Genomic DNA, 12482 nt, shown 5'->3' on the forward strand with positions numbered 1-12482 from the left:
TATTTTTTTACAAAATGATCGTTACGAAGTAATCGTCTTTTGTGCCTGTTTGACGACCTCCACCACTTCGGGCAGATCCATGCCGAGTTGTTGAAGTTTTTCGAGGGTGGGGATGCTATTCGAATCCCAGCCGCGACGTTGATAGACCGCATCCATCAAGTGCTCGTATTGCTCTTCGCGGTATTTGCGAAGATGCGCCATCTTTTCCTGTGTGGTCAGGCCCGTGGGCTCAATTTCAACCAGCCGCTTGAGCTGCTCATCGTAGCGTTCCTGGCGTGATTCGTATTCGGCGGCTGTGACAGGTCCCATCGCGCGGTAGGGCGGATAATCGTGTTTGCGTCCCACGCGGCCCATGCGCAGGGCAAAGACCTTTTGGAAGTTGTACACCCGCTCCGATTGGTGCAATAAATCTTCGGTTACGGTTGGTTTGCCAGTGACACCCTGATGGATCCAGGTGTAGTTTTCCACATGCTCCGCTACTTTGGCGGGTTCTTTGGTCTGTTTGTTGTTTTCGGGTGAGATGTCATTCCACGGCAGTTTGCACAGTCCGTGCAGGCTGAACCATGTGCGCCACATCGGGAAGTAATGCAGGGCTTCGGCTTTGTCTTTGAAAGAGGGCAACAGGTTTTGCACCTGATCCATGAAGATCAGCCAGGCTTCATCATGCTGTGGTCCCTTGGTCGCCATGCCGTAACCGCCTTGCTGGGCCAGCGATTCCTTGGTGAGGTATTCGGAGATCTCCATGCCTTTGATCTCCATGCCAATATCATGCACGAAATTCGGGTCAGCACCATATTCACGGACAAACAACTCTTTCATATAGCGGACGCCCTGCCCCACGATCACGCCAAAACCTTCGCCGCGTGCCATTTGATGAATGAGATCCAAAGCTGCGGCACCATTTCCGAATTTCAATTCCAGGCCGCCTGTGTGTTCTTTCGTGATGATGCCTTCTTCGTAACATTCCATCGCAAAGGCAACACAATTCGCAAATGAGATGCTGTCGATGCCATAGGTATCGCAATAAAAATTGAGTTCCAAAACTTTTTGCGGGTCGAAATTGCCGATGTTCGATCCCAGCCCTGCGGCATTCTCATATTCAGGGCCATCCACCAGAACGCAGTCACCAGCATAAGGTCCAGTTTTGAGCGGAAAATGATCCACGCCATGCGAGCAGGACATGGTGCATCCCAGCCAGCAGCCGTCGGGCAATCCCTGTGTGAAGGATTCCTTCCAGACCTTCGAATCGATCTTGTACGTTTCAGGCGAAGAGCCGTAGCGGAAATTGTGTGTAGGAAGCAAATCGAAATGGTCCATCACTTCAACGATGTTGGCAGTACCCACCTTACGCATTTGATTCTGCTTATCATCGAGGTCGGCGATTTCCTTGTTGATGCGCTGACCCGCCTTGCGGATGAGCGCCATATCGGCCACGCCGTTCTTGTCACCGCTCATGTCGGAGTAACGCACCACGATGGCTTTGATCTTCTTATCGCGGAAGACGCGCCCCGGGCCGCCGCGACCAGCCTGCTTGAAACGGGCTTCCTTGCGGCGCACATCGTACCAGGTGGAATTGATCATCGCGATGCGAGTGTGTTCCGCTGCCTGCCCCGCCGAAAGTACCGAAATGGAACGCTTGCCTTTTTCGTCGCCGCCGAATCTTTGCGTGAGGACATTCCCAATTTGATGGGAATCGACCGCTTCGAGCGCGTCCCGTTCGATCGTGACGCGGCCTGTATCGCCATCAATGAAAATGATCACGTCCTCAGCCGCCTTGCCCTGAATCTCCAGCGCATCAAAGCCAGAGAATTTCAGGAAGGGCGCAAAATATCCACCCACGTTGCTGTCGATCACATTTTCAGTCAGTGGGCTCAAGGTCACAACCGTGGATTTGCCGCTGCCGGGGTAAGCCGTGATTCCGCAGATCGGGCCGTTGGCAATGACCAGTTCATTTTGCGGGTCGTTCCATTTTGTGTTGGAAGTCACGGCATCCCACAATAATTTGAGGGCAAATCCGCGCCCGCCTGTGAACAAGTCTTTCATTTGCTGTGTAACGGGTTTTTCGAGGATGGTATTGTCGTTCAGGTTGATGTACAGCGTGCGGTTTGCATATCCGCGCTCCACAGGGCGCAGGGCGTAGGTGAATTCTCCCAAAAGGGTGGTTTCTGAAATGGCAGGTATGGTCATAGGGTCTCCTGTTTCTATTTACAAATTGGCAAAATACCAGCTTCATTATCGCAAAATGAGGTCGAATTGCCTATTGACTATCTTCCCCTTCCGATAGTGCCAAGAGGAACCTTTATCAGCAAATAGGATGTAGTAATCCGATTTTCAAAATGCTATAATCTTTTTGTATACAGGAGCAAATTAGCCAACCTCACCACACAGTGGAGGCGGAAATGAGCAAAAAACGACCAGACTCAAAACAAGTTTCAGTGGAGTCAGCGGGGAAGTCACTTTATGTTTCAAAAAAGCTCGTATTACAACCTATTGATTTATCCCTGATAAAACTTCCAAAACGAGTTCAGGTCAATTATCCCAAGCTGCTGAAAAAAGACCTTCTTGCGGCTGAAATTTTTCGGGTTGGGGCAAAAGGAACGCCGCTTCCACCGAAAGAAAGAGTATTAAACCCCATTCAAACCCGAGTGGATGGAAATGGGCAGCTCTGGGTTGATGTATTGGTGGAAAGGAAGAGGGGGGTAAAGATCGCAGAGTTGAGAAAGATCATGCAAGTTCATGGGAAACCCGGTCAAAGCCGTTTTGTCTCTGGTCGAATTAAAGTCGACGATTTGCCCAAACTAAATCGACGAGCATTACGGCTGCAAACGGCCCGTCCGATTTCTGGCACTTTGAACAATTCTGTGAAGACCATCTCAGGGAATCGGGAGAAGCTGGACGACAATGGCTTTGACGATATTGACGGGTCAGGTGTGATCGTCGGAATTGTCGATGACGGATGTGATTTCAATCATCCAAATTTCAAAACGGGCGCTGGTACCCGTTTGCTATATCTTTGGGATCAAAACGGAAAAAAGGGAAATGGCAAGAAACGCCCGGCCAACTATAACTATGGAGTGGAATATGATCGGACCCAGATCAACGCCGCTCTTGCCTCTGGAAACGATGCATACGCAGAACTGGATTACGAACCTCGTATCAATTCCCACGGCACACACGTTATGGATATCGCGGCGGGAAATTCTCCCGACTCAGATTTCAAAGGCGTGGCTCCGGGAGCAGACCTAATCTTTGTTCATCTTGGCGCGCCAACCACTCCAAAAAAAATTGCCGCCGAGGAAATGAAAACCCTGGGGAGTTCAAAATATCTTTTCGACGCGGTGAAATACATTTTTGAAAAAGCCGATCAGGAAGACAAGCCCGCCGTGGTAAATATCAGCCTGGCTTGCAATGGCGGCTCGCACGATGGTTCGTCTATTTTAGAAGCGCTATTCGACGAGTTGTTGCAACAGCCCGGGCGCGCTATTGTCATAGCCGCGGGAAATGATTTTCAGAAAAAAACACATACCTCCGGAATGCTTGCCCCAGATACTGTGGGAACGATCTCCTGGGTGATTCCGAAAGCCAATGATCCCAATTGGAAATACCGTCAAGAAATAGAGATTTGGTATCCGCAGGACAAATCCCTGAATGTGAAAGTAACTGCCCCGGGGGATGTTTCAACAGACTTATGCAGGCTGGGGAACACTTTGAAAAGCGACGAATCTGACTACGCACCGATATGGCTGGTCAGCAATATCAAAGCGGAACCGGAGCTTGATAAAGATGAGAACTATATTCATATACTGGTGGATAACAGTTCGGATGACTTTACCGGAGGGGAATGGAAACTGGACCTATCGGTAGATAACGGCGCTTTTGATACCAGTTTCAACGCCTGGATCGAACGTAATTTGGGAGACCCTCCAACCGAAATCGCGGATAACAGCACAACTGAAATCACCATTAATGGCATCGCAAATGCAAGGCTGCCTATTGTGGTTGGGTCTTTCTATCCAAGTACGTCTTCCAGTTCCTACAGACCTTCCTATTTCACCAGCGCGGGTCCGTCTTTGAATAAGGATTGGACGGAGAAGCCAGAACTATCCGCACCGGGTGAAAATATTACATCTGCACAGGCACGAGAAACAGACCGTACAGATGAATCAGGGACCAGCGCAGCTGCACCGCATGTCACGGGTGTCATTGCATTGATGTTCCAAAAAGCGCTCGGTCTGCCCCAACCTGTCCTTCTGTCGATGGAAAGAATCCGTGAAATCCTGATCGCCACTGCGGATAAAAATCCGTCTTTAGCGACTAATCCAAATGGATACCACCCTCAACTCGGTTTCGGACGAATTAATGCGCTGAATGCGCTAAAACAAATAATACCCAACTGATCTTCAAAGGAGATATATCATGGCAGATATAAAGTTGTTCGAAGGGACATGGACTCGTCAGGTTCTCAAAGGAAAGAGAAAAGTCCGCGTCACCTATATTCCCGATGATGTGACTCAACAGTCGCTATTTGAAAAAATCAGGATCGGAGATGACAGCAAAGCCGCCTGGAAAAAACTGCTTGGAATCGGGAACGCGGTTGACATTGACCTTGGGATCATTGTTGTCCGTTTCAATACAGATAACAAAAGCGGCACAGCGACATTCCTGCCCAATCAAAGCTCTCCAGATGTGATCGTAAAAACTTTTCAGCAAAGCGATCCTGTTGGAGGATTTCCCGGCGTAGGGATGGCACAATTCATCGATTGTATTCAGGGAAAACGCAATATGTTGGGAAATGACTTTAATTATCCCCTTGCCTTCTCAGAATGTTTGCCGCAGTTGACGGCCTGAAAAAGTTATTTTTTCTGCCTTGCAGCCGAAAAGAGGTATGCCGCCGAAAACACAGTGACAGATACCACATATCCCACTTCTCTCCACCAGTATTGATCTTGCAATACAAATAATGCGAGACCAAATATTAACGCGGATGCGAGTGCTGTCAATACATTGGAGGGGATACTATCTTTGTAGCGATTTGAAATGGTTTGGGTAAGGGCGATGATTCCCCCCACAAACCAGACGTTGATCTGGGCACCCAGGGTGAGGAATAACCCTATACCGATCACCCCGCCTGTGCCAATGGCGGCAAGGCTTTGCCATAAGAACGGCCATTTCCTTGTTATCTGAATTGTGGAAGTCAATCCTTGTGCGAAGATAAACCCGATTACAGACGAGATCGCCGCATACAAGATAGCAACAAGTAAAGCTGTAAACGGGGATTTAATTGAACTGGATACCAGCATCGTGATCAATCCGCATATGAAAGCGGATATTGTGGCCGTACGGCTTATTTCCCTGCGTTCGTCCCGCCCATCATTGATTCGTAACTCCGCCTGTTTGAAGAAAACAGCCCGACTCGCCCATGAGGGGAGATGATAATTTGTTGTGGATCGATCTAAATAGCGGGATAACAAATCAAGCCAGACATGCCTCGAAGCCTTATCTAACCGTTCGGCTGTTTCTAACAAATTGTGAAATGATTCAGCGTCGTTGAGTTCTCCAAGGAACGCCGCACTCCCCTGACGTATCTCAATGGGGAGGCTTTCGTTTTGACCTGCATCTCTCAACCATACAATTCCATTTGTCCCGCATATATCCAGCCATTGCTGACCCTTGTTGTGCACAGCAGCAGATAACAACAACAGACGCTTATCAGTGTCATTTAGCAGGAGCTTGGGATTGCTCAAATGAGATGCAATGATGCTCAATTCCTTTGCGTTGAGCAGGAGTTTGTGCTGATTGAAATCCAGTTGCAGTTGAACCAATTTTCCGCGCAATTGACGGGCGATCTGTTCGTCTTCATCGAGCCAGCCTTTTACTTCCTCGACGAGATAATCATGGATCAACTCATACGACAATTCGCCGTCTTCAGATTGGATTTCATGGAGCAAACGCGCATCCCGCAGAGATAGAATCACAGCATCGACAAATAATTTTTGCGCGTCTCGTGTATATCTTTCCAGAATATCGTTCACAAATTGACGCAGGTCTTCGCCCTGAGCACTGACGTGTGATTTGACATGCTCGATAAAGTTGGCAACCGTAACGGGGCTGCCTGCCTGCATGGCAAGCGCACTGTCAGGGGTGGGCAAATGCTTTTGGTCCACGCGCCAGCTCAGGGTTAAGAGTCGGAGGCGTTCGTCGTCGTACCAATCTGAAGCCCTTTTGATGTCGCGTCTGCCATCGAGTGTCACCAGTGTGGACAGGATGTAAGTCGCCGCCTTGTATTGATTGGGAGGAATGATCGTTTGATCGTGAAGCACCTGCTTGAGATAATCGGTGATGATACCTTTGGTTTCACCCAGTTTTTGATAATGCGCGAACGTGACCTGTTTGCTTTGCTCGGGCAGGGTATGAAATAGTTTTGCACAAACCAGTTGCAATTGCGGAGAATCAACCTCACTCGAACCCAGATGCTGAAGAATGGCATCCACAAGACCATCCTGATATGTGATCCCAAATCGCTCAAGCGGCCCGACGATAGCCCGCCGCGCCTCGTCCACTTTCAATGAGCGGACAAGATATTCCCCACCCACTCTGTCTTTCAGTCTTTTACGCAGAGCTGTGGTCTCTCCAAAATAATCACTGCGCAGGGAAAAAATAAAATGAACGGGAATGCTGGTATCAGCCACGCAATCGGCCAATTCACGTGCAAATTCATCCTGCTTTGCCTCGGATAATTTGATAACAAATTCTTCGAACTGGTCGAAAAAGATATAGACGTGCCGCCCCTTCAAGACTTCATCCACTTTCGATAAAAATTGCAACAGCGATTCCCCGCTCAATTTCAAGTCGTTTGACCAGCGGCGCTTCAACAATTCCTTCTTCAGCGCCAGTGTGGGTGATTCGTCTACCGAACGGACCAAAATTGCGCAGGTGTCCTTCTTCAATAAGGCTGGCATCAGCCCCGCCTGTATCAGGGATGATTTGCCCGTCCCTGAACGGCCATGCAGCCATGTCACCTGCCTGCGTTCCAACTCCACGGTCAATTCAGCGATCGCCTGTTCCCGTCCAAAAAAGCGACTCGCATCCTGAATACGGTACGCCGACAAGCCAGGATAGGGCTCTTCAGAGACCTTGCCTTGTTCCACCGCTTTTTCCTCGCGATACACGGTCAAAGCATCGGCAAGGAGAGTTGACTCATTCCATTCATCTTTTTTTTCAACGGGTGTTGATGCCTGCGAATAAACATTGATCACATTGTTATTGCCAATAATGGCTTGACTATTCACCATATCGCCCCCTACAATAAGCATACTCCGCGCAAAATCAAGCATGTCGCGCGGCAAACCACCCTGCTCCACCGCTTTTTGCAACTCATCAACAAACTGCTTGAATTTATCTGTGTCAGCCATCATTGATAAGTTCATTATACAACAGCAACCCAAGCGAGGAACCATGAACGTATCCGAAGCCATCCGCCTAAAACGCGCCGTGAGAAAATTTCAAGATAAGCCCCTGCCAGATGATGTGATCCACGAAATCCTCAACGCGGGACGCAGATCGCAATCCTCAAAGAACAATCAAGCGTGGCGCTTCATCGCCATCCGCGAAAAGGAAACGCTAAAGGCCCTGTCGCAATGCGGTGAATGGGCAGGCCACATTGCAGGCGCGGCCCTGTGCGTGGCCATTCTCACCCCCGAGCCCACCGAAAAATTCCAGACGATGTTTGACGCGGGACAAGCCGCCGCCTTCATGCAGCTCGCCGCATGGGAATTGGGCATTGGATCATGCCCCGCCTCTCTCTATGACTTTGAACGGACCCGCCAAATTTTGACATTCCCTCCCGAATGGCATTTACGCATCGCCCTCTCGTTCGGCTATGCCCTCGAAGAAGAAAAAATCTCCGCCGCCCCCAAAAAAGGCGGACGAATATCATTAGACGAAATTGTACATTGGGAGAAATGGTAATTCATAGATAGCACGCAGAAAACGCTGACTCTTGCTTTTTGGCAAAAATCAGCGTTTTCTGCGTCCAACATTAAATTTGGGGATAAATTAAGTCTTTATCAGTTTTGTTTTTTACGGTAAATGAAACGCTCTCACTAGGAAGACAGCCATCTCCGCGCGGGTGACATTGGCATTCGGGCAATAATTCCCGCCTCCACAGCCGCTGGTAATGCCTTCCGCGGCGAGTTGTTCGATCCAATCCACGGCGAAGGAACCTGTTGGCACATCCCCGAAGACAGCGCCCGTTCCAACAGGCGGAGTGTAGGCACTGCCATGTTCGCCGCGCAATAGGAAGATCGCCATTTGTGCGCGGGTGATGGTGGCATCGGGGCAGTAATTCCCGCCACCACAGCCAGCGGTGACTCCTTCTGCGGCAAGCTGTTCGATCCAATCTGCGGCGAATGAACCTGCGGGCACATCACCAAAGACCGCGCCCGTTGCCGTGGGCGGAACATAGGTGCTGCCATGAATTCCACGCAAAATGAAAATCGCCATTTGGGCGCGGGTCACGGTTGAATCGGGGCAGTACATCAATGGATTGGTTGAACATCCACCCGTGATGCCTGCATTGTACAATTGCTCAATGTATGGATATGCCCAATGCGATCCAGGGACATCGGCAAAGGTGGTTGTGGTCATCATGCCAGAGGTATCCACCGCTTCGAAGCTGGACCCAGTCAAGACATCCATTTCGTGCAGTACATCGTTGTCCCAGCTTTCGTTGGGAGCGCCGCTCACATACCAGGGAGAGCCGTTGTCTGCGAGCACGATGCCGTAGGTCTTCATCGCCTGCAAGATGACCTGTGCCTGCGGTGAAAAGCCGCTGATGTCATAATCCGCTTTCAGGCGGAAACGTGCGCCAAAGGGCGGCGGGTTCGCACAACTTCCCAGATTGGGCCACATGCCTTGCTGGCCAGATGTAATAGTCAGCGGTGCAGTCGGTTGTGAAGCGCAAGGCATGTTCGATGATACCTGTCGCCACTTCTTCATATCGCGCCAGCCCAGGCAAGATCGGGAGACCAGCGGCGTCGGCGGAGGTCCAGCCATCGGGGCGCAGGGCGTTGGAGTTCAAGTCCCAGATCGCGCCAGAGCCAGCGGCCCATCCGTTGGTGGTTTGAGAAGCATCATAAAGTTCGTACAATGTACAATCGTCGGTATCCACTATCAGGATGTGATGATCCGAGCCCCACTCGCGATTGGGATTCTGCGGAATGGGATACGGCCCGGGGTCCGATTCATCCGGGTAGTAGAAATCCACCGTATAGCTAGTGGTGGCCGCGCCAGAAACAATGTTGTAGGGAATACCGATCGGTCCCCCATCCCATGTGCCTGACCCGAAGTCCATGTGAAAACCCTGCGCCGCGCCGATCGCATTGATCCACGCGTCAGACATGGGGTGGACAGGCAGACTCGTGATGGGTGTGTTCCAATAGTTATCCTGCGGGAAGGTCGGGCAGGTTCCAATGGTAGCGGCGGCCTCGCCAACCTGGGCGGGGCTTTGAGGGTCATCGATCATGCGGGTGGCATTGATGGATGTCAGAAAAACAATACTGATGACCAGCCTTACAAAAACATCGTGAATAAAGTTTGTGTTTTTCATATTTAGATTTTATGTCATTTTTTATCGAAATAATCAGGAAGTGGGTACTATCTTAAGGGGAAATTAATGACAGTTTTGCAAGGCAGTGAAATGTGGAATTTAACGTCGTGAAATTCCATTGCACTGCTCATGGCTTATAATTCGGCGCACAGTTCACCGGGCAATTCTTTTATGGAGACCTTCATGGAGCGTTTGAGATTCCTGCACATTCCCAAAACTGCGGGAACCACATTTACCACCTGTCTTGATTATCAATATTCAGGCAAGGGACATTTCGTTTTCAAGGGCGCCGTTCAATATGATGTGATGCGATTCAAGGAACTCCCTGAAAAAGAAAAGCAGAAGGTCGTTTTATTCACTGGTCACGCGCCGATTCTGACCGGGCTGGAAGAAGCCGATACCGCAAAGATCATCACCTTTTTGAGGAATCCCATCAGTCGTGTCAAATCTTTTATTCAGCATATTTCCGAGGGAAAATCGCCCGAGTATTTGAAGGGGCCATTCAACCTCGATGAATTTCTGGAAAGCGGCACAAAAGACCTCGAGAACTTGCAAACCAAGATGCTCATTAATAAGGGACCGTTCGCCTTATCCACGTTGATCGATTCAATGTCGAAGTCTGAGGCACGCGATCTGGCGTTGAACAATCTATTCAACGTGGTTGCAGAGTACGGCTTGCAGGAATATTTTGACGAAAGTCTGATCCTGTTCAGCAGTGCGCTCAACTGGTCCACTCCGTTTTACACATCGCTGAACAAAAAAGACTCCAGCCGTCTGCTCGAATTCAAGCAGAAACATCTTGACCGTATTGCAGAATTGAACTCCATTGACATCGAAGTGTACAATGCTGCGAAAATACGTTTTCTGGAAACCCTTGAAAGCCCCCGGTTCGACAAATCAAAATTACAAAGACTCAAGTATGTCAATTCACTAAAATCGCCGCACAAGTACGTCTGGAACACATGGTATGCCTTCTATAGACTCAGACGGCGCGTGAGGCGTTATTTTGGAGATGAATCCAGTTAAACCAGCATCCAGTTTAAAGATCTGTGTTTTAGTCCTGTTCATCCATTTTATCTATCTAAAGGAAACCACAAATGAAAAAGAGCCCCCTATTAATTGTTTTCTCGCTCCTAATTGTCCTCAGCTTGTTTCTCTCCTCATGTGGCGGCGAGGAAGGTGATTACTATGCCGAAGAACCCGCCACCGATGAATACCTCACCGAAGAACCCTATTCCACAGAAGCACCCGTTGCAGAAGAAGCAGGGGCTGAAGTGCCTGCTGCCGGTGTCCCTGGTGAAGTCGTTTATGACCTCGGCTTCAACCCCGTAGATAACGGATTTAGTTTCAGCAACTATGGCGATGACATTCCCGCCACAAATCTAACAGCGGATGAAGTGCGCCGCATGTTCGGCGACCAGGTCTGTTCCCGTCTCGATGGAAATGTCTGCACCCTGACACCTCCCGCCGAACAATGGATGGAACAGATCAACGGCGCCATGGCAGGCGGACACTGTGAAGGCATGGCAGTGCTCAGCTTGATGATGTACACCAACCAGATCTCCCCGTCCGATTTCGGCGGCTCCACTGCCAGCGAACTCGATATCAATGATGAAGCTCTCCAGCGCGAGATCGCGTATTGGTGGGCAACTCAAACTGTGGCGCCCACTTACACCAGCGTCATCAAAGGCACCCCGATGGAGATTCTCGAAATCGTCCAACAAATGGATGCCAACGGTGAAACCTACAGCATCGGCATTTACAAAGAGGATGGCTCCGGCGGCCACGCCATCACACCTTTTGGTGTGGAAGATAAAGGCAATGGTCTATTCGCCATTCTCGTTTACGATAACAACTACCCAGGCGAGACGCGCGAGCTATACGTGGATTCCCGCGACAACACCTGGCTGTATGAAGCCTCGATCAACCCGCAGGTTCAGTCAGAGCTTTATACCGGCAATGCCGATACCCAAACCCTCGACCTCACCCCCACTTCCTCACGCCTCGACACGCAGCAATGCCCCTTCTGTGATGGCAGCGGAATTTCAAGCGTAGGCGGCAAGCTCGCCTCACCGAGTCTTCAGGGCAGCCAGATCAACCAGATCTTCCTCGATGGCGAAGGCCATATCCTCATCACCGATGACAATGGCAATCGCCTCGGTTATGTGGATGGAAAGATCGTCAACGAGATTCCCGGCGCAACCTATTCCGCCTATCGCATGGAAGCCAGCGGAAACGCACCCGAACCCATTTACTCGCTCCCAGCCGATTTGGATGTGACCGTCTCAATCGACGGATCTGACTTAACCGAAGAAACGCTCACCGACCTCATCATGATCGGCGCCGGTTTCAGCATCGGCGTGGAAGGCATCTACCTCGAGCCCGGCCAGGTGGATACCGCCTACTTCTACCCGTCTGAAGAAACCATCGCCTACGAAACCGAAGCGGACGAATCCCCGTTCATTGTGATCGGCGTTGAAAACCCCGAAGCCGAAGCGGATTATTACTTTGAAGTGCAGGGCGCCGATATTCAAGGCGGCGGCATCATCACCGTCTATCTCGATACTAAGGCCGGTGACCTGCTTATCAACGCCGAGAAACTCAACAACGAAGGCTTCTTCGATTTCTACCTGACCCGCATCACCGACGAGCTCGAAGAGGAATTCGCCGCTGAAGAGATCGCCCTGCAGGAAGGCGCCATCGTCTACGTCAACTACGCTGAGTGGAACGACGCCAACCCCGAGGGCATGTACTTTGGCGTTGACCTCGACGGCGACGGCACCATCGACGAAGAATACGTGGTGGATGATTCACAGTAAAAATAATAACCGCCTGCGTAATACCATGCTAAGCGCAGCAAAGCATCTCTGAAATT

Annotated in this window: 9 protein-coding genes; 5 read left to right on the forward strand and 4 right to left on the reverse strand. The window is 50.2% G+C overall.

All coding sequences use genetic code 11. The features are described 5' to 3' along the window. Positions 1–21: 21 nt before the first annotated feature. On the reverse strand, positions 22–2187 hold the full coding sequence (locus tag IPI86_RS10805; protein ID WP_345298019.1) for an aldehyde ferredoxin oxidoreductase C-terminal domain-containing protein: 2166 nt from the start codon (positions 2185–2187) through the stop codon (positions 22–24). Positions 2188–2399: 212 nt separating this feature from the next. On the opposite strand from IPI86_RS10805, the gene IPI86_RS10810 reads away from it, so the two are divergent. Both IPI86_RS10810 and IPI86_RS10815 read left to right on the forward strand, forming a co-directional pair. After that, the gene (locus tag IPI86_RS10810; RefSeq protein WP_345298020.1) at positions 2400–4397 is read left to right on the forward strand and encodes a S8 family serine peptidase; all 1998 of its coding nucleotides are present in this window, start codon (positions 2400–2402) and stop codon (positions 4395–4397) included. 19 nt (positions 4398–4416) lie between these two features. Further along, on the forward strand, positions 4417–4848 hold the full coding sequence (locus tag IPI86_RS10815; protein ID WP_345298021.1) for a hypothetical protein: 432 nt from the start codon (positions 4417–4419) through the stop codon (positions 4846–4848). 5 nt (positions 4849–4853) lie between these two features. Here the strand turns inward: IPI86_RS10815 and IPI86_RS10820 are convergent, their stop codons facing one another. After that, the gene (locus tag IPI86_RS10820) at positions 4854–7415 is read right to left on the reverse strand and encodes an ATP-binding protein (protein ID WP_345298022.1); all 2562 of its coding nucleotides are present in this window, start codon (positions 7413–7415) and stop codon (positions 4854–4856) included. 40 nt (positions 7416–7455) lie between these two features. On the opposite strand from IPI86_RS10820, the gene IPI86_RS10825 reads away from it, so the two are divergent. Further along, positions 7456–7968 (forward strand): nitroreductase family protein, encoded by a 513-nt coding sequence (locus IPI86_RS10825; protein ID WP_345298023.1) that lies wholly within the window; start codon positions 7456–7458, stop codon positions 7966–7968. 111 nt (positions 7969–8079) lie between these two features. Here IPI86_RS10825 and IPI86_RS10830 read toward each other — a convergent pair whose 3' ends face one another. Continuing rightward, complete coding sequence (locus IPI86_RS10830) at positions 8080–8910, reverse strand: S-layer homology domain-containing protein (protein ID WP_345298024.1); 831 nt, start codon at positions 8908–8910, stop codon at positions 8080–8082. After that, a complete protein-coding gene (locus tag IPI86_RS10835) occupies positions 8837–9607 on the reverse strand; it encodes a hypothetical protein (protein ID WP_345298025.1) in 771 nt (256 codons plus the stop codon). Before IPI86_RS10835 ends, IPI86_RS10830 begins: the two co-directional genes overlap by 74 nt. A 183-nt stretch (positions 9608–9790) precedes the next feature. Here IPI86_RS10835 and IPI86_RS10840 point away from each other — a divergent pair, with 183 nt between their 5' ends. Both IPI86_RS10840 and IPI86_RS10845 read left to right on the forward strand, forming a co-directional pair. Continuing rightward, positions 9791–10633 (forward strand): hypothetical protein, encoded by an 843-nt coding sequence (locus tag IPI86_RS10840; RefSeq protein ID WP_345298026.1) that lies wholly within the window; start codon positions 9791–9793, stop codon positions 10631–10633. Between the two features lie 71 nt (positions 10634–10704). After that, positions 10705–12426 (forward strand): hypothetical protein, encoded by a 1722-nt coding sequence (locus tag IPI86_RS10845; protein WP_345298027.1) that lies wholly within the window; start codon positions 10705–10707, stop codon positions 12424–12426. Positions 12427–12482 lie beyond the last annotated feature (56 nt).

The organism is Candidatus Villigracilis affinis, from assembly GCF_016705895.1.
GTDB classification, from domain to species: Bacteria; Chloroflexota; Anaerolineae; order Anaerolineales; family Villigracilaceae; genus Villigracilis; species Villigracilis affinis.